The 18,437-nt window shown below is 39.2% G+C and carries 13 protein-coding genes; 8 read left to right on the forward strand and 5 right to left on the reverse strand.

Annotated elements, in window-relative coordinates; genetic code table 11:
* Window positions 1-70: 70 nt before the first annotated feature.
* Together gltB and ACK1I8_RS08360 are read left to right on the forward strand one after the other, a co-directional pair.
* Complete coding sequence (gene gltB, locus ACK1I8_RS08355; RefSeq protein WP_412468875.1) at window positions 71-4,570, forward strand: glutamate synthase large subunit; 4,500 nt, start codon at window positions 71-73, stop codon at window positions 4,568-4,570.
* A gap of 3 nt (window positions 4,571-4,573) precedes the next feature.
* Window positions 4,574-6,040: a glutamate synthase subunit beta gene (locus ACK1I8_RS08360; RefSeq protein WP_412468876.1), complete on the forward strand. Its 1,467-nt coding sequence runs from the start codon at window positions 4,574-4,576 to the stop codon at window positions 6,038-6,040.
* 633 nt (window positions 6,041-6,673) lie between these two features.
* On the opposite strand, the gene ACK1I8_RS08365 is transcribed toward ACK1I8_RS08360, so the two are convergent.
* On the reverse strand, window positions 6,674-7,876 hold the full coding sequence (locus tag ACK1I8_RS08365) for a DUF763 domain-containing protein (protein ID WP_412468877.1): 1,203 nt from the start codon (window positions 7,874-7,876) through the stop codon (window positions 6,674-6,676).
* Window positions 7,877-8,001: 125 nt separating this feature from the next.
* Here ACK1I8_RS08365 and ACK1I8_RS08370 point away from each other — a divergent pair, with 125 nt between their 5' ends.
* Window positions 8,002-9,105 carry a metallophosphoesterase gene (locus ACK1I8_RS08370; RefSeq protein ID WP_412468878.1) on the forward strand — a complete coding sequence of 368 codons (1,104 nt, stop codon included), beginning with the start codon at window positions 8,002-8,004 and terminating at the stop codon, window positions 9,103-9,105.
* On the opposite strand, the gene ACK1I8_RS08375 is transcribed toward ACK1I8_RS08370, so the two are convergent.
* Window positions 9,091-10,191, reverse strand: coding sequence for a sensor histidine kinase (locus ACK1I8_RS08375; protein ID WP_412468879.1), 1,101 nt, complete (start codon window positions 10,189-10,191; stop codon window positions 9,091-9,093). The genes ACK1I8_RS08370 and ACK1I8_RS08375 overlap by 15 nt on opposite strands.
* Before the next feature lie 144 nt (window positions 10,192-10,335).
* Between ACK1I8_RS08375 and ACK1I8_RS08380 the strand changes: the two genes are divergently transcribed.
* Window positions 10,336-11,802 carry a glycoside hydrolase family 130 protein gene (locus ACK1I8_RS08380; RefSeq protein WP_412468880.1) on the forward strand — a complete coding sequence of 489 codons (1,467 nt, stop codon included), beginning with the start codon at window positions 10,336-10,338 and terminating at the stop codon, window positions 11,800-11,802.
* Between the two features lie 180 nt (window positions 11,803-11,982).
* Here ACK1I8_RS08380 and ACK1I8_RS08385 read toward each other — a convergent pair whose 3' ends face one another.
* Window positions 11,983-14,250, reverse strand: a complete 2,268-nt coding sequence (locus tag ACK1I8_RS08385) for a glycosyltransferase (RefSeq protein ID WP_412468881.1) — start codon at window positions 14,248-14,250, stop codon at window positions 11,983-11,985.
* A 218-nt stretch (window positions 14,251-14,468) separates the two neighbouring features.
* Here ACK1I8_RS08385 and ACK1I8_RS08390 point away from each other — a divergent pair, with 218 nt between their 5' ends.
* A complete protein-coding gene (locus ACK1I8_RS08390) occupies window positions 14,469-15,239 on the forward strand; it encodes a Ku protein (RefSeq protein WP_412468882.1) in 771 nt (256 codons plus the stop codon).
* Window positions 15,240-15,349: 110 nt separating this feature from the next.
* Here the strand turns inward: ACK1I8_RS08390 and ACK1I8_RS08395 are convergent, their stop codons facing one another.
* A complete protein-coding gene (locus tag ACK1I8_RS08395; protein WP_412468883.1) occupies window positions 15,350-16,468 on the reverse strand; it encodes an alpha/beta hydrolase in 1,119 nt (372 codons plus the stop codon).
* 144 nt (window positions 16,469-16,612) lie between these two features.
* Between ACK1I8_RS08395 and ACK1I8_RS08400 the strand changes: the two genes are divergently transcribed.
* The 3 genes from ACK1I8_RS08400 to ACK1I8_RS08410 are packed head-to-tail and all read left to right on the forward strand — an operon-like array spanning window position 16,613 to window position 17,972.
* On the forward strand, window positions 16,613-16,981 hold the full coding sequence (locus ACK1I8_RS08400; RefSeq protein ID WP_412468884.1) for an STAS/SEC14 domain-containing protein: 369 nt from the start codon (window positions 16,613-16,615) through the stop codon (window positions 16,979-16,981).
* A 7-nt stretch (window positions 16,982-16,988) separates the two neighbouring features.
* Window positions 16,989-17,144 (forward strand): hypothetical protein, encoded by a 156-nt coding sequence (locus tag ACK1I8_RS08405; protein WP_412468885.1) that lies wholly within the window; start codon window positions 16,989-16,991, stop codon window positions 17,142-17,144.
* Window positions 17,145-17,165: 21 nt separating this feature from the next.
* On the forward strand, window positions 17,166-17,972 hold the full coding sequence (locus ACK1I8_RS08410) for a mechanosensitive ion channel family protein (protein ID WP_412468886.1): 807 nt from the start codon (window positions 17,166-17,168) through the stop codon (window positions 17,970-17,972).
* A 3-nt stretch (window positions 17,973-17,975) separates the two neighbouring features.
* On the opposite strand, the gene ACK1I8_RS08415 is transcribed toward ACK1I8_RS08410, so the two are convergent.
* Window positions 17,976-18,344 (reverse strand): response regulator transcription factor, encoded by a 369-nt coding sequence (locus ACK1I8_RS08415; RefSeq protein WP_412468887.1) that lies wholly within the window; start codon window positions 18,342-18,344, stop codon window positions 17,976-17,978.
* Window positions 18,345-18,437 lie beyond the last annotated feature (93 nt).

Here is an 18,437-nt window from a genome sequence, read left to right on the forward strand (position 1 = left end):
AACTCTGTAATTTAACATATCTTTTTCATATCTTAGTGTTTCCTATACACTAACAACTAACGAGCAAAGAATGGAACCAAACAGTGGATTGTACGATGCGCAATTTGAACACGATGCCTGCGGTATTGGGTTTGTTGCACATGTGAAAGGGCGAAAATCGCATCAAATCATCTCTGATGCACTTACTATTTTAGAAAACCTGGATCATAGAGGGGCATGTGGAGCAGAACCCAATACAGGCGATGGAGCAGGTATTATGATTCAGATTCCTCACGAATTTTTTTACGACGAATGTTTAAAAGCGGGCTTTAGCCTGCCAGAAACCGATAATTATGGTGTTGGCATGTTGTTTATGCCAAAGGATATCAGATCCAGAGAAGAATGCAGAGAACTGATTTACCGTGCTGCCGAAAAACTAGGCCTGGAAATTTTGGGTTTTAGAAAAGTTGATGTCAATACTACAGATATCGGTAACATGGCCCTCTCGGTTGAGCCAGAGATTGAGCAGGTATTTATTGCCCGCCCATACGCGGTAGCCCCAGGTGCAGATTTCGAACGCAAACTTTATATCTTTAAAAATTACCTGATCAAACTGATCGTCAATACCGTTCATGGCGGAAAAGATTTCTACATTGTTTCGCTTTCCGCACAAACCATTATATATAAAGGTCAGTTAACTTCGTTACAGGTACGTACCTATTTTACCGATCTTACCGATAAGCGAATGGTTTCTGCTTTAGGTTTGGTGCACTCGCGTTTTGCGACCAATACTTTCCCTTCATGGAGGCTGGCCCAACCATTCCGCTTCATTGCACACAATGGCGAGATCAATACTTTACAGGGAAATTTAAACTGGTTTAGAGCAGGGGTTAAGTCTTTTGCTTCTACTTACTTTACACCGGAAGAACTCGATATGTTATTGCCTGTAATCGACGAAACCAATTCAGATTCAGGTTGCTTAGATAATGTGATTGAATTGTTGCTCCACTCGGGAAGAAGCCTGCCTCATGTATTAATGATGTTGGTACCAGAGGCATGGGATGGCAACGAGGATATGGATCCGGTTAAAAAGGCATTTTACGAATTCCATGCTACTTTAATGGAGCCATGGGACGGACCTGCAGCGATTGCGTTTACCGACGGCAAGTTAATTGGTGCTACTTTAGACCGTAATGGCCTCCGTCCTTCGCGTTATGCGATTACCTCTGATGACCGGGTAATTATGGGTTCTGAAGCCGGCGCATTAGCCATTGATCAGAGCACAATCATCGAAAAAGGCCGTTTAACGCCTGGCAAAATGTTCGTGGTAGACATGGAGCAGGGCAGAATTATCAGCGATAACGAAATTAAACAAGAAATTTGTGGCAAAAGCCCTTACGGCGATTGGATTAACCAATATCAGATCCGTCTGGAAGAATTACCCGAACCACGTGTAATGTTTACGGGCTTATCTACTGAATCTATTTTCAAATATCAGCAGGTTTTCGGTTACAGCAGAGAAGATGTGGACCTTTTGCTTAAACCAATGGCTATTGAAGGCAAAGAACCAATCGGTTCTATGGGCACCGATACGCCATTAGCTATTTTATCAAAAAGGCCGCAACACCTATCATCTTATTTTAAGCAGTTATTTGCACAGGTAACTAATCCGCCAATCGACCCGATCAGGGAGAAAGTGGTGATGAGTTTGGCCAGTTTTATGGGCAGCATGGGTAACCTGTTGGAAGAAACGCCAAAGCAGGCACACTGTGTAGCCATTAAACATCCGATTTTAACCAATCAGGAACTGGAGAAATTAAGAAGTATCGATACCGGTGTTTTCCAGGCAAAAACTTTACAGACCTATTTCAGGGCTGATGGCAAACCGGGTGCTATGGCAAAAGCCTTAGACCGTTTGTGCCGTTATGCAGTTGATGCGGTTGAAGATGGTTTCCAGGTGATTGTATTAACTGATCGGGCTATCGATTCTGAACATGCTGCAATGCCTTCATTGCTGGCTGTTTCAGCGGTACACCATCACCTAATCCGCAAAGGGTACCGTGGTGCTGTAGGCATTGTGATAGAGGCTGGTGATATTTGGGAAGTACATCATTTTGCCACTTTGTTGGGCTTTGGCGTTACGGCAATAAACCCTTACCTGGCTTTGGAAACCATTAATGGTTTTCAGCAGGAATCTGGTTTATCAGCAGAACAGCTTACCAAAAACTATATTTATGCGGTAAACAGCGGTTTACTTAAAATTTTCTCTAAAATGGGAATCTCTACCCTGCAATCGTACCAGGGTGCGCAAATTTTCGAGATTTTAGGTTTAAACAAACAGGTGGTGAATACTTACTTCACCGGCGCGGTTTCCCGCATTGGTGGTTTAGGCCTGGATGAAATTGCAAAAGAAACGTTAATCAAACATCACCGCAGTTTTGGTCCGCTAACGCAGACGGAAAACTTATTGCCGGCAGGCGGAACATACAAATTCCGCCGCAAAGGTGAAGCACATTTGTTTAACCCACAAACTATCCACTTATTGCAAAATGCAACCCGTAGAAACGACTACAATATCTTTAAGCAATATTCCAAACTGGTAAATGAGCAAACACAACAGGCTTATACCATCCGTGGATTGTTTGAATTTAATTATAGCCGTCCTTCCGTTCCTTTAAACGAAGTAGAATCTACGGAGTCAATCTTGAAAAGATTTGCGACAGGGGCCATGTCTTTCGGTTCAATTTCTCATGAAGCGCACTCTACTTTAGCCATTGCCATGAACCGCATTGGCGGAAAGAGCAATACCGGAGAAGGGGGCGAAGATGAAATGCGTTATACGAAATTGCCAAATGGCGATAGTATGCGTTCAGCGATCAAACAAGTGGCTTCAGCACGTTTCGGTGTAACAAGCTATTATTTAACCAATGCTGACGAGTTACAGATTAAAATGGCTCAGGGGGCTAAACCAGGGGAAGGTGGTCAGTTGCCGGGGCACAAAGTAGATGATTGGATTGCAAAAGTTCGTCACTCCACGCCAGGTGTAGGTTTAATTTCGCCACCTCCGCACCATGATATTTACTCGATCGAAGATTTGGCACAACTTATTTACGATCTGAAAAATGCCAACCGTGCAGCCAGGATCAATGTGAAACTCGTATCTAAAGCCGGTGTAGGTACTATCGCAGCTGGTGTAGCTAAAGCACATGCCGATGTAATTCTCGTGTCAGGCTTTGATGGCGGTACCGGCGCTTCACCATTAACCTCTATCCAGCATGCGGGTTTACCATGGGAACTTGGACTGGCAGAAGCGCACCAGACATTGGTTAAAAATAAATTGCGTAACCGCATCATATTACAAACAGATGGGCAGCTGAAAACCGGTAGAGATATCGCCATTGCCGCCTTATTAGGTGCGGAAGAATGGGGAGTGGCAACAGCGGCCCTTGTAACTTCAGGATGTATCATGATGCGTAAGTGCCACTTAAATACTTGTCCGGTTGGGGTGGCCACACAAGATCCGGAACTAAGAAAGTTATTTACCGGCGATGCAGACCATGTAGTGAACTTATTTCATTTCCTTGCCGAAGAATTACGTGAGATTATGGCCGAACTAGGTTTCAGAACCATTAACGAGATGATTGGCCAGGCCGATATTTTAAAATTACGTGAACTGCCTGCCGAAGACTGGAAATTGAAACACCTTGATCTATCAGCCATATTGTATAAAGCGGAAGAAAATGGCTTGCCTTTGTATAATACAGAGGGCCAGGATCATGGATTGGATCAGGTTTTAGATCATCAGTTGATTGCGGCTGCTCAACCTGCTATCGATCATAACGAACCCGTATTTGCCAGCTTCAATGTAAAAAATACAGACCGCGCAATCGGTACCATGTTGTCTAATGAAATATCTAAAGTTCATTTAAGCGCTGGTTTGCCTCCGGATACGATCAACTTTAAATTTGTAGGATCCGCCGGACAAAGTTTCGGTGCTTTTAATACGCGTGGCGTTACCTTATCTTTGGAAGGTGAAGCGAATGATTATGTAGGTAAAGGACTATCGGGTGCAAGATTGGCTATTTATCCTTTCTCCAACTCCACTTTTGTTCCTGAACAAAATATTATTATTGGTAATGTGGCGCTGTATGGTGCAACTTCCGGTGAGTTATTTGCCCGTGGTAAAGCAGGTGAACGTTTTGCTGTACGTAATTCCGGTGCAACAGCTGTTGTTGAGGGTGTTGGCGATCATGGTTGTGAATACATGACAGGCGGTGAAGTGCTGATTCTTGGCGACACGGGAAGCAATTTCGCTGCTGGTATGAGCGGCGGTGTTGCTTGGATTTATGATGCCAACGGAACTTTTGAACGCAAATGCAACAAAGAAATGGTGGACCTGGATCCACTGCAGGCAGAAGATGAAGAGCGTATTTTAGCATTGCTTAAAACACATATCCGCTTAACAGACAGCAGAGTAGCTGAGTTTATCTTAAGCGACTGGAAAACGCAATCTGCTCATTTCGTAAAAGTATTCCCTAAAGAATACAAAGCAGTTTTAAGCAAACGTAACCAACAAGTAAAAACACACTAGGCCATGGGAAAAGTAACAGGATTTCAAGAATACGATAGAGTTGCACCCACTAGAGAAGCGGCTGCAACACGTGTAAAACACTACGGTGAATTTTTAAATAATTTACCTCCACAAGAATTAAATAATCAAGCTGCCCGTTGTATGGATTGCGGCGTGCCTTTCTGCCAATCAGGTTGCCCTTTGGGTAATGTGATACCAGAATTTAACGACGCGGTTTATCAAGGTAAATGGGAATTAGCAACCAATATTTTATTAAGCACCAATAATTTTCCTGAATTTACAGGTAGGATTTGTCCTGCGCCATGCGAATCGGCATGTGTATTAGGCATTAACAGACCACCTGTTTCTATTGAGGAAATTGAAAAACACATCATCGAAATTGCTTTCGAAAAAGGATTTATCAAAGCTAAAGCACCATTAATCAGAACGGGAAAAAAAGTAGCCGTAATTGGTTCAGGTCCTGCGGGCTTAGCTGCTGCTGCACAGCTAAATAAAGTTGGGCATGAAGTGACGGTTTTTGAACGCGATGACGCACCTGGTGGTTTGTTAAGATATGGCATTCCTGATTTTAAACTACAGAAAAATGTAGTAGATCGCCGTATTGATTTAATGAAAGAAGAAGGCATCATTTTTAAATGCAATGCAAATGTAGGCGAAAATGTAGAGATAGGTACTTTGTTACGCGATTTTAACGCCATTGTACTAGCAGGGGGCTCAACAATTCCGCGCGATTTACCAATTGATGGCCGTTCGGCCAAAGGTGTACATTTTGCAATGGACTTTTTAAAGCAGCAGAATAAACGTGTAGCAGGCAGAAGTGTAGGAGTAGAAGATATTATGGCTACCGGTAAAAACGTAATTGTAATTGGTGGCGGTGATACGGGGTCTGACTGTATTGGTACTTCAAACCGTCATGGCGCAAAATCGGTTACACAATTCGAGATTATGCCAATGCCACCTCAGGTACGCAATGAACATATGCCGTGGCCAAACTACCCGATGTTATTGAAAAACACCTCTTCACACGAAGAAGGTGCACAAAGAGCCTGGTCGGTTAATACCAAAAACTTTATTGCTGATGAAAAAGGGAATCTTAAAGCATTAAAAGTAGTTGATGTGGAATGGGAGATTGATGCGAACGGGCGTCCGGTTACCTTTAAAGAAATAGCGGGCAGTGAACGAGATCTACCATGCGAACTGGTATTATTGGCGATGGGATTTTTACATCCTCAAAAAGAAGGTTTAATTGAAAAATTAGGAGTAGAGTTAGATAACCGCGGAAACGTAAAGGCATCTGAACATACCTACCAGACCAACATTGCGAAGATTTTTGCTGCAGGTGATGTTCGCCGCGGACAATCATTAGTAGTTTGGGCTATTTCAGAAGGTCGAGAAGCTGCCCGCAAGGTAGACGAATACTTAATGGGAGCAACTAAACTGGCATCGAAAGATGCAGTGGCATATGCTTAATAGGTTTTAAATTTATATTTTTAAGGTCGTGGTGCAAATCACGACCTTTTTTTATGCTATGAAAACGGTATTGGATTCGGTCGTCACGCTGAATTATTTTAGCATCTTTCTGACATAGACCCTGAGATAAATTACCTTCGGTGAGCTCGCCTACCGCTCGGTTTACGGTGTAGCTTTCCGCTGCGCTACAGGTCAGGGTGACGGCTAGAAATAAAAACGTTGATGAAACATCTTCAAAAAGAATGCTGCCCCTAGACTGTCCGTAGACTTAAGCGCAGTGTGTCTACGGATTTGGGAACAGAGTTGATTTATAAACTTAAAATAAGGATATATCAAAGACTTATCTGATCTTAACGTTTCGCTAAGACCTCTCACAATATGTGATTTTGCCAAGGAAGCACGGAAATCATGGACTTGACATTTATTTCTGTGATATACGAAATAAGCCTGTCGCCACATTGAACTTATTTCGGTATTTAACATAAACTTTGGTCATTACTTCATTCGCTGCTACATTAATCACGGGATAAATACTTGTAAAATGTAATTACTGGATAGATCCTGAAACAAATTCAGGATGATGATTTTTTAAAGGATAATAGCCTCATTAGTGAGGAGGACTATCGCTAGCGCTTAAAACAACTTCAACTGTTGATCGCTCGGTGCTTTCTCTTTTCCAAAAACCGTTCTGCCCCCATATTTCCAACTTTCATTACGTTCTTTTTGAATTACTTTCTCAAAATCCATATTCGGTACAAAGTCTTTCTCTGCATTTCGTGCAATCTCATGCAGTGATTTTATCGCGTGTTGCTTATCCGAATTGCCTATCTTAGCCCTATCAACAGCTTTTTGCAAAACATTTATCGTTTCATCATAAACATTTACCGGAACAGGGAAGGGGTGACCATCTTTGCCTCCATGCGCAAATGAATAACGTGCAGGATCAGTAAACCGCGACGGCGTACCATAAATCACCTCACTCACTAAAGCCATTGATTGTAAAGTTCTTGGTCCCATGCCTTCCAGTAGCAATAATTCCTCAAAATCACGGGGTTGTTTTTCCTGTGCCAGCCATAATATACTTCCTAAACGTTTTAAATCTACATCTTTTGCTTTTACATCATGATGATGGGGCAAGGTCAATTTTTGTATTTCATTAAGCATCCGGCCAGGTGATTCGGCAGTGATACCCATCATGCTTTGCCTGGTCTGAGCGGCACGACTAGCCGTTAAATTCAGAATCTGACCTTGATTTATGCCACAGATCCCCGTGTGCGGTTCCTCGACAAAAGACTTGATGTTTTTGGAATGCCAGTGGTATCTCCTCGCTGTTGAACTACTGTCACTCATCCCTTGTTGCACCACCGTCCAATCGCCATCATCGCTTAAAATAAAACTATGAAAATATAATTGAAACCCATCCTGGATGGCCGTATTGTCTACTTTAGCACTAAGTTTACTGGCACGGACCAAGTCTGTACCATTTAATCCGGTTTTGTCTGCAATTTTTAAAAGTTCATTTGGCGTTTCCCTACTGTGCTTTCCTTTGCCGCCACAGATGTAAATACCCAATTCTTTTGATAAGGGATTTATCGCTTTCTTTAAAGCGCCAATTACCGATGTTGTAATCCCTGAAGAATGCCAATCCATCCCCATTACCGCACCCAAACTCTGGAACCAAAACGGGCTGCTTAATCGCCGTATTACTTCGGCTTTACCATACTCCAATAGTATGGCTTCTGTTATTGCCAAGCCAAGTTTGGCCATGCGTTGTGCAAGCCATGGCGGTACATGGCCATAATGTAAGGGTAAATCTGCGCTTCCTGATCTTTTCAATACTAACAAAATTAGCAAAATATCCTCATAAAATCAAAAGGATAACTGATTTGATGGAAAAAAAACGATTAATCATATTTTTTGTTATTTTAAGAAATAATATCCTAGCGAAGGCTCATTTATACATGCGGAAATTTTTACAACGTTTACTCAGTTCCTGGATTATTCGCATGTCGAATAAATTTGGCTCAAATCCTAACCGTAAACGTATCCATGAAGCTTTAAATAAACTTTACAAAACTATTAATGATAACCCTGGAAAACGCGGACTTATTTTTAATGTTAAAGAGACTGATAAATTCATTATTTTTTCCGATCAACATAAAGGTGCCAGAGATGATGCAGACGATTTTACTTTAGCTGAAAAGAATTATTTAAAGGCACTTGAGCATTATAACCAACAGAACTTTCATTATATAAATTTAGGTGATAGCGAGGAGCTTTGGGAAAATTTGCTCGAAACGGTAATCAAACATAATCAAGAAACATTCGAAGCAGAGAAAGCCTTTATTGCCAAAAATCATTTCACTAAAATATTTGGCAACCATGATTTATACTGGGACAATGATCCCTTGGCCGGATTTAACCTGAACAGAATTTATGGAAGCCCGATCCGTATCTTCGAAGGTGCAATCTTAAGGATGCCCCTAAAAGAAAGTAAACTTGATATTTTCCTAACCCATGGACACCAGGGCGACCTGCAGAGCGATGGAAACTGGTTTAGTAAATGGTTTGTAAGTAACATATGGGCCCCGTTACAATCGTACCTCCAGATTAACCTCAATACACCAGCTTACGACAATCAGCTTAAAACAGTACACAATGCATTGATGTACGATTGGATATCTACCCAAAAAAATATCGCTTTGATTACAGGGCATACACACCAGCCTGTTTTCGCATCGTTAACACACCTGGAACGGATTTATGTAAAACTAAATAAAGCTAAAGAAGAGAAAAATACCAGTGAGCTTGCATTTTTAAATAACGAACTCCGTAAAAGGATAAAGGAAGGAGATAAGGCTCCTATCTTCGACAAATACAAACCAGGGTACTTTAACAGCGGCTGCTGTTGTTTTAGTGATGGCGATATTACGGGTATCGAAATTGCTGATGGTTTTATAAGATTGATCAAATGGTCATACCATAGCCGTGCCATACCCGAAAGGGTTTTACTGGAGGAAATGAAAATAAACGATTTGTCTGATTTAAACCTATTTAATGGGTAATGTTACATAGAACGTAGTTCCCAAATCTTTTCCATCGCTTTCTGCCCATAACTTACCTTTATGGATATCGATTAATGCATTTGCAGTAATCAGTCCTAATCCATAACTATTTTCGCGGTTAGTACTTACCGAACTTAGGGGCGAAAATTTAAGAAAAACTTTCCCTAAATCTTCCTTGGTTAAACCCACACCTTTGTCCTTTACCGCAATAGTTATCTCATGATCAGCCAGTTGATGGGTGATAAGAATTTCGTTTCCTATTGGCGAAAACTTGATCGCATTATCCATCAGCTGACTAAAAACCATGGCAATTTTATCAGGGTCAGCAAAAACCTCAAGGGTTTCCTGAATGTTGATTAAAACGGTCTGGCTTTTACGTTTAAGCGACAGCGTAAATTCTTTTTTTACCTGTTCCAGTATTTGTCTTAAATCTATCTTATCTTTTTTGGGTTTAAATGAAGTAGCTTCTTTACGGGCAGCACTTAAAATACCATTCAGATTATCAATCATTTTTTTAGATTGTGCATTAATCTTACCGGCAACTAAAATGGCCTTATCATCCATACCAGGGATGCGTCCCAGCAATTCAGATTGAAGTGTAATGGTGGTCATTGGGTTTTTAAGATCATGAACCAATACATGTAATCGATCATCATAAGCCCTCAAGGTTCTTCTGATGGCCATTCTCGACTCCAGTTTTTCCACTACCATACCAGCTAAGTGCTGTAGCATTCTCAATTGCCGTTCTTCAGCCGATTTAAATTCAGTATCGGCAACGTAAATCAGACCAAGATGATAACCGTCAGGTGAGACAATTGGCACTGAAGCAAAAAAAACAAACCTGGCACTATCCAGATCCCGAACAATTTCTAAAGCAGCTCCACCAACCTCCGATTTCACAAAGAAACGACCATCTTCCTCGAAACAGATTCCGGCAAAAGGTACGTCAAATATTTCGGCAGCCAACTGCGAAATCTGATCAAAAGCAATTTCTGCAGGCGTATTTAAAATTTCATAACTACCCAGCTTTTTCAAATGCAGGGTTTCGTTTGAAGAAATATTTTGTTCTGCTTTTTCGTATTGCATTTATAGCTCAGTTAAATAGATAACATGAATAGTAAAGGTAAAAATTATGTACAAACTATAAACAATTAAGCGATAATTTTCGTTATGATAAGGTGGAGATTACAGCGCGGAAAGCATTAAAATTACCACCAAAACTGTTAAATAATGAGACTATATATTGAACGTAAACCTGTTAAGGTAAATCCAGATACGAAGAGAGTTATTGCACGTTTTTTTTTTAATGGAGAAGAGAGAGCACTTGAAGTAATCAGGAAGGTTTTAGAATTTTCGGATGAAAAGGTATTTTCACTGATATCGCCCATACTACAGGAGTATTCTAAAAGACACCGGAATATTACTAAAATCTTAACCCGCCATTGTAAAAAATTAAAAAAACAATTTTTGGCCCTGGGTACCTCATTCGAAGATATTGATGAATACACCAGGTTGTTGATCGGGGCATACTTTACTCACGAATATTCGATAGAATCAGCCGCTTTTTTCAATCCGAGCATTGTTGATGATCCTGATCAAACGGATTTGGTTGAAGGCGAGAAAAGGGTAATTATTAGCTTTAGAGCCGTGGGTGAAGGGCATATTTCTTCGATTGTTTTCCGCCGTGCCCTAATCGATAAAAACAATAATATCCAGGTTTTACCGGTTGGCAATTATGTTGATGAGGCTGAGGTAGTGAAGAATGCCATTTACATCAAAAAATTATTCTTAAAAAAGGCGGCTTATGCACAGATTGATCCAGCTGTTTTAGAAGAAATAGAGTCGAAGCTTGATGATAAATTTGAATATACCAGTTTAAGCAATATCATTAAAGATTCAAAAAGTTTACATAAAGAAAATCCATCCCGATTAATCGAATACGATAAAATTCTTTGGCTTTCAGACACTTACCACACCATTACTTTTTCTAAAGATACTGATATATCTGATCGTGTGATTTTCCCTATTTCTGAATTTGAACGTAAAGGGATCGAAGACGCACGTTTCGTTAAATTTATCAAAGACGATGGCAAAGTGCTTTACTACGCTACTTATACCGCTTTTGATGGTTCTTTAATTATCCCTAAACTCGTTCAAACAGAAGATTTTTATGAATTTAAAGTGATTCCGCTTTATGGAGATGGTGCACAGAATAAAAACCTGGCATTGTTTCCACGAAAAATTAAAGGAAAGTATGTGATGATGAGCAGGATAGATGGATGGAACAATTACCTGATGTTTTCTGATAAAGTAAATGTATGGGAAAATCCGGTGCTTTTAAAACAGCCACGGTACGATTGGGAACTGGTGCAGATCGGTAATTGTGGTTCTCCTATAGAAACCGAAAAAGGATGGCTTGTTATTACGCACGGTGTTGGCCCTATGCGGAGATATTGTATCGGGGTAAGTTTATTGGATCTGGAAAACCCTAGCATTGAAATTGGCCATTTGAAAGAACCTTTGATTATCCCAAATAACGATGAAAGGGAAGGTTATGTACCCAATGTGGTATACTCCTGTGGTTCTATTATCAGTAATGGAGAATTAATTATCCCATATGGCTTATCAGATTATAGCTCATCATTCGCTACCGTAAATTTAGAATTACTGTTAAACAGGTTATTAGAAAATAATTAAATTTTACAGACGTCATCAATTGCTTTGCTGAACCCGTTTTATAGTTAATCTTAAGATAAAAGCCGTCTCAGGCGAACCTCACTGGAGACGGCTTTTTTTTATTTTATCTCATCAAATTGAAAAAAAAAAAGCTGATTCTTTTCGAATCAGCTTTTAATATTTGAAAGAAAGTCTAAATCCCTAGTTGATCTTATCTGTTTCCATCAAAGGTGAAGATAAAGTTTCGTATTCAACCTCAGCAGCTTTCAAAATGGCTAAATGCGAGATAAAATAGGCCAATGTACTCTCGGCGCCCTGGTTTCTGTTTACACTATTAAACTGTAATCCATCCGCACAACCATGGGTTTCATAATCATATAAAGGAATATGAAGACTGTTTTCGCCTAAAAACCATTTATAGCTCATATGCATCAAATGCAGATATTGATCGTCTTTGGTAATCTCAAAAGTTTTGGCATACAATAAAACCATGGCCATTGTCTCTATAGCCTGTTGATCGTAAATTGGATTTTTTCCATGCTTTTTCATCCAGCCCGCATTTCCAACGGGGTTCAGATATCCGTTTTCGAAAGAAAAACTGTTTAAAAATTCAATACTTTCCATCGCTATCTGATACGATTCTTGATTCCCTGTAACATCGTAGTGATGCAGCAAAGCCAGCGGAAGAATGGCATTATCATAAGTTAAAATATCTTCAAACCAATGCCAGTCTCCATCTTTATTTTCATTATATGAGGCTACCAGCGAACCGGCCAGCATGTTAATCTCCTGAATAATCATTTCATCTCCAGGATGTGCGTTTAAGTAATAAGATAACCCAATAATTGTATTTGCCTTTCCGCGTAAATATTTTAATTCTTTAAAGTGCTTTACAGAGTGAGAGAATAACTCACGGCCAAATTCCCGGTAGGAATTATTGGGCGCGCTGGAAACTAAATAACCCAATGCCCAAATGGTTCTGCCAAAAGAATCTTCCGACCCTACTTCATCTAAATATTGCCTGTTAAAACTTAAGAAATTTCTGAAATTTCCATCTTCAGTTTGCATATATTGGATAAAACTCAGGTATATTGGCATAAAAGATAAAGCTCGTTTATTTTTGTCCTGCTCAACCGCCATTAAGGCCATAATTAATGCTCTTGCATTATCATCGATACAATAGCCTTCTTTTAAATTTGGAATGCCGAAGCGTGCATGCTGTATAATCCCTGTATCATCTGTTAACAGCGCAATATGGTTCAAATTTAAGGCTGGCATCCCTTCTACATCTATAATGGGCGGAATCGGCCTTTCTTTAACTTCAGCTGTTAATGCTTCATTCAATACATTAAGATAAATACTTCCGATAGCCGGCCAACGAAGATTTAACCCATATTCGTAGGCGTTTTGTTTCAGTTTATAATATTTGTCATTGTCACTTAAAAGATCATTAACAATTGCTGCCAGTTTATGATGATCTTTAAAATCGAATAATTTTCCCCTATTATCGGCCAATAGCTCCTGGGCATGCCAGTATGGAGTAGAAATTACTGCAGCACCTGCCCCAATGGCATATGATAATGTGCCGCTGGTGATCTGCGCCTCATTTAAATAAGGTGTGATATATAAATGGCAGGCGGTTAAATATTGATGTAATTCATCTTCCGAAACAAATTTGTTAACGAAAGCAATATTCTTTTCCACGCCTAAATCTTTGGCAAGCGCTTTCAAACTGTCGCGATACTCTTCGCCATTATGTTTTACAACGCCAGGATGGGTATTGCCTAATATCATATATAGCACATCGGGATGTTCCGCTACAATAGCTGGTAATGCCTGTATTACTGTTTCCAAACCTTTATTTCTGCTGATCAAGCCAAATGTAAAAAGTACTTTTTTGCCTTTAAACAATTCACTCTGTGCGATCTGATTATTAACTATAGGCTCTAAATCCGGAACACCATGCTCAATTAGTTTTATAGAAGTTTTTGGAATCTGATAGATACTGGTTAAAAACATGACCGCTTTTTTGCTCATTACCACCAATTTAGCCGATTTAGATGCAATCTCCTTGATAATGGTTTGCTGCATAAAATTTGGCTCTTTTAAAACCGTATGTAAAATAGTAATGAAAGGCTTTTTTAAACGATTAATTAATGATAATAAAAAAACACCACTATTACCACCAAATATGCCAAATTCATGCTCAATGATACAGGTATCTACATCACTGTTATTGATAAAATCAGCGGCTTCAATATAATCCTGCTGATTTTGTTGTCGGATAATAAATTTAACTTCTTTTGGATAATGATGTTCGTTCACATCATCCGACTCATTCATCGCAACTACAAAACTCTTATTAGCATCGTATGTTGGATTTAAACTTAAAGCATTAACTAAATTTTGGTTGAAGGTAGCTAAACCACACTCACGGGGCGGATAGGTAGAAATATAGGCTATTTTCATCTTACAAATGTTTTCAATGGTAATTACACAATCGTGATCTCTTCATTCCCTTTATTACTTTGAAAAATCATAATGGTTTCACAAGTATTTCTATAAGGTTATGATCAAATAACATTATAGAATCCAAATAGTTTGCGGTTTAGCCGATTTACAGGTTACAAACCCAAAACAATAAGTTTTAGACACATGTTAATAGGTAAATATTTAAACATTTAGCTATGAGATCAATATGGAAAGGTTCGATTGGATTTGGTTTGGTAAATATTCCGGTCAGGTTATTTTCCGGTGTCCAGAATAGTAACCTGGACTTAGATATGCTTGATGAACGTGATCATGCCAAAATTAAATTTTTGAGGGTGAACGAAAATACGCACAAAGAGGTGCCATATGATAAAATAGTAAGAGGCTACTTTTTAAAGGACAGGTATATAGTTTTGGATAAACATGATTTTGAAGAGGCTGCACCAGAAAAAACAAAGATTATTGAGCTGGAGAATTTTGTCGACATAAAGGATATCAATCCCATCTATTACGAAACTTCTTATTATACCGAGCCCGAAAAGCAGGGTAGAAAGGCCTATAGTTTATTGTTAAAAGCATTACAAAAATCAGGTAAAGCTGGGGTGGCCCGGTTTGTGCTCAGGAATACTGAAAATCTCTGTGTGATCCATCCCATGGAAAATGTGATCGTCATCACAAAGATCAGGTTTGACCAGGAAATCAGGAGCTTATCCGAAATTAATAAGGTTGATGATATCAGCATCACCAAAAAAGAAATGGATGTAGGATTGGCTTTAATTAAACAATATAGCTCAAAATTTGACCTCAGTACGTTTAAAGATGATTACAGTAATGAGTTACTGAAAATTATTAAGGCAAAAGCTAAAGGAAAGCGGGCCACCGTTAAAAAGATGAAACCTAAAAAAGCTTCAAGTGATGATTTATACGATCAACTGATGCAAAGTTTAGGTTCAAAGAAAGGAGCTTAATCGCCTGGCAGTTTGTAGTTATCAGTTTGCAGTTCCGAGTTTTTAAATACTTTACGGTTAACTCCATAGAAAAGCCCCATTGAAGTGTTCACACTTCAATGGGGATAATTTTATTTAAAAGCAGCTTTCAACTGTTCAGCGGCATAGGCCTGAGCAGCTTTTGCCTCTGGTACAAGAAGCGACATGCCAAAGAATTCGTGCGTTACCCCTTCATAATTTTTAGTGTCAACTTTTACACCAGCAGCTTTAAGCTTATCAGCCAGCATTACTCCATCATCATGCAAGGGATCTATTTCGGCAGTAATAATAGTTGTTGGAGGAAGTCCTTTTAAATTCGCATTAACCAATGATATTTTAGGGTCTTTCGCTTCTACCATACTATTCAGGTATTTCTCTGTAAACCAGCTCATCATGGCTTTGTTTAAAGGTTTTGCGTTCGCGTACATCTTGTAAGACTCTGTATTCATATCAGCCTGGGCAATTGGATAAACCAAAACTTCGTGTACAGGAATCATAATATTTTTGTTTCTGGCCATAATAGAAACATTTGCCGCTAAATTTCCACCGGCACTTTCTCCAACTACAGCAATTTTCGCTGGGTCTGCCTTTAAATCTACAGCATTTTTAACTGCCCATTCATAGGCTGCAAATGCATCATTGTGTGCTGTAGGAAATTTATTCTCTGGTGCTAAACGGTAAGCCACAGAAACTACAATTGCCCCAACCTGTTCAGCCAAAGCCTGGGCCGATGCATTATAAACATCTATATTGGCAATTACGAAACCGCCGCCATGATAATAAACAATAAGCGGGTAAGGTTCATTCCCGGCTTTGGGTGTGTAGACACGTAAATGTATCTTACCGCCGCTAGCGTCAATATCCTTGCCTATGGTATCAACCTTAGGCGATGGTACAGCAACATTGTTCTGCTTTGCTAAAGCCATTACCGCATCTGTTGGCGTATGGTTCTTACGTGCATCGGTGGCACTTAAAGTTTCGATAGGCTTATCGCCATAACTGCTTAATTTTTCTATTACAGCCTGCATTTCAGACTTTATTGTTTTTCCCCATTCTGGCGCAGGTCCGGCAGGTTTTAGTGTTGCCATTTGTGTAGAATCAGTCATAGAAGAATCTGTAGCTGCGGTATTTTTTGTTCCGCTGGTACAGGCTGAAAGCAAGATTGCGGTTCCACATGCCAGCATAATGGGTTTTAACAAATTGTTTTTCATAGGATTGTTTTTTATTTTTTTTAAAATATTGATTTATAACATCATCGGTAATAAAAGTGTTTTTATGATCGCACAACTTCTCAGAATTTATATAAATGGCAAACTTCTTGACAGATTAATATGTTCTTAATTAAACGAATAATTATGCTAACGGAAATAACAGGACTACCGGACCACATTTTTGGCGTAAGAGCCACAGGAGAAGTTACAAGTGATGATATAAAAAGCGTTTTAATAACAGGTTTAAAAAGAACAGCTGAAAGGTTTAAAGAAATCAGGTATTTGTTGGTTTTAGAAACTGATGTAAAGAATTTTACAGCTGGTGCATGGGTACAGGATATCAAAGCAGGTTTACAAAATTTCAGTAAATGGAAAAAAATTGCGGTTGTAAGTGCTGAAAAAGGAGTGGAGTGGTTTACCGATGTATTCACCCTTGCTACCCCTGGTCAGTCAAAAGGTTTTAAACCAGAAGAAATAGAAGAGGCGAAAGTTTGGCTCAATAGCGAAGATTAAAGATTAAATGATGAAAGATTCTAAAACGTCGGCAGAAAGTAGCAAGGCTACTGCACCGAAAAATGCAAAAGCTAAAGGTGCTGATGAGCAGGTTACATCAGCGAAAGATGCAAAAAAAGTAGATGTAACCAAAGACAAGTCAGCTAAACAAAAAAAGCAATAATAACATACAGAAAATACCACGATGAAGATTGATGCCGGTAATGTTGACCGTTTTTATGATAAGGCTTATGATTGGATAATTAATAAAGGGCCATCAATAATTTTAGGTGTAATACTGCTTATTTTAGGCTTATGGCTCATTAAGCTATTAGCGAAATGGATGCAGGGGGGCATGCACCGCAAAGATATAAATCCATCGTTACGCCCCTTTTTAACAAGCCTGATTATTATCACTTTAAGGATTTTGCTTGTGCTTACCGTAATGCAGGTTATTGGCATACAGCTTACATTCTTAACAGTTCTTATTGGTGGTATTGGAGTTGCGGCAGGTTTAGCTTTATCCGGCACATTGCAGAATTTTGCAAGCGGGGTGTTGATTTTGCTGCTCAAACCTTTTGTTGTGGGAGACAACATCATTGCACAAGGCCAGGAAGGAACGGTCGCCTCGATCCAGATATTTTATACGATCGTTAAGACATTTGATAACAGAACCGTAGTGATCCCAAATAGTAAACTATCCAACGAGGTAATCATCAATATCAGTAGGGAGGGTACCCGAAGATTGGATATAGAAATTAAATTCAGCTATGGGATTGATTACGAAAATGTGGTTTCCATTTTCAATAACACAGTCGACGAATTCAGCGCCTGCTTAAAAACTCCTGAACGACGGATTGGTGTATCATCTTTAGAAGATAACGGTTTCAAAATAAGTTTAAATATTTGGGTAAATGCACATGGATTTACCGATACTAAACTTTCTTTTCTGGAAGTATTGATGAAAAACCTAAAACTTGGAGGAATAAAATTACCAGGTATGCCCGAGTAAAAACTATTTTTTCAGCAAGGCATAAATTTTATCCATTAAGTCATCGATGTTAAAAGGCTTGGCCATAAAGTCGTCTGCTTCTATACCATCCAATGAATAGTTGCTGGCATTATAACGGGCAGAAATCATTAAAACCGGAATATCTTTTGTAGCTTCTACATTTTTAAGTTCCTTTAAAAGTACCCTTCCATCAGTGTCAGGCAGCATAATATCCATAATTATTACATCTGGATTGAATTCCCGGACATGTTTAATAAAATCTGCGCCTTTGTTGAGTCCATCAACGTTAAAAGCTTCACTTTCTAAAATAAGTGTTATAACATCCAGGATTGCATGGTTATCCTCGATTACCAAAATATTTTTCTTTGCCAAGTTTGAATGATTTTTTAAATTCAAACAAATATATAATAAAAACAAATCTCAAAATCCGAATTTATCAAATTATAGACATTCTAAAATTAGGCT

Origin of the sequence: Pedobacter sp. KLB.chiD, assembly GCF_047040275.1 — a bacterium.
In the GTDB taxonomy this organism is placed as follows: domain Bacteria; phylum Bacteroidota; class Bacteroidia; order Sphingobacteriales; family Sphingobacteriaceae; genus Pedobacter.

Excerpts from the sequence above, each read along its gene's own strand:
- ACK1I8_RS08395 (WP_412468883.1), bottom strand. The coding sequence starts at position 16,468 with ATGAAAAACAATTTGTTAAAACCCATTATGCTGGCATGTGGAACCGCA.
- ACK1I8_RS08390 (WP_412468882.1), top strand. The coding sequence starts at position 14,469 with ATGAGATCAATATGGAAAGGTTCGATTGGATTTGGTTTGGTAAATATT.
- ACK1I8_RS08400 (WP_412468884.1), top strand. The coding sequence starts at position 16,613 with ATGCTAACGGAAATAACAGGACTACCGGACCACATTTTTGGCGTAAGA.
- ACK1I8_RS08385 (WP_412468881.1), bottom strand. The coding sequence starts at position 14,250 with ATGAAAATAGCCTATATTTCTACCTATCCGCCCCGTGAGTGTGGTTTA.
- ACK1I8_RS08370 (WP_412468878.1), top strand. The coding sequence starts at position 8,002 with ATGCGGAAATTTTTACAACGTTTACTCAGTTCCTGGATTATTCGCATG.
- ACK1I8_RS08405 (WP_412468885.1), top strand. The coding sequence starts at position 16,989 with ATGATGAAAGATTCTAAAACGTCGGCAGAAAGTAGCAAGGCTACTGCA.
- ACK1I8_RS08375 (WP_412468879.1), bottom strand. The coding sequence starts at position 10,191 with ATGCAATACGAAAAAGCAGAACAAAATATTTCTTCAAACGAAACCCTG.
- ACK1I8_RS08360 (WP_412468876.1), top strand. The coding sequence starts at position 4,574 with ATGGGAAAAGTAACAGGATTTCAAGAATACGATAGAGTTGCACCCACT.
- gltB (WP_412468875.1), top strand. The coding sequence starts at position 71 with ATGGAACCAAACAGTGGATTGTACGATGCGCAATTTGAACACGATGCC.
- ACK1I8_RS08410 (WP_412468886.1), top strand. The coding sequence starts at position 17,166 with ATGAAGATTGATGCCGGTAATGTTGACCGTTTTTATGATAAGGCTTAT.
- ACK1I8_RS08380 (WP_412468880.1), top strand. The coding sequence starts at position 10,336 with ATGAGACTATATATTGAACGTAAACCTGTTAAGGTAAATCCAGATACG.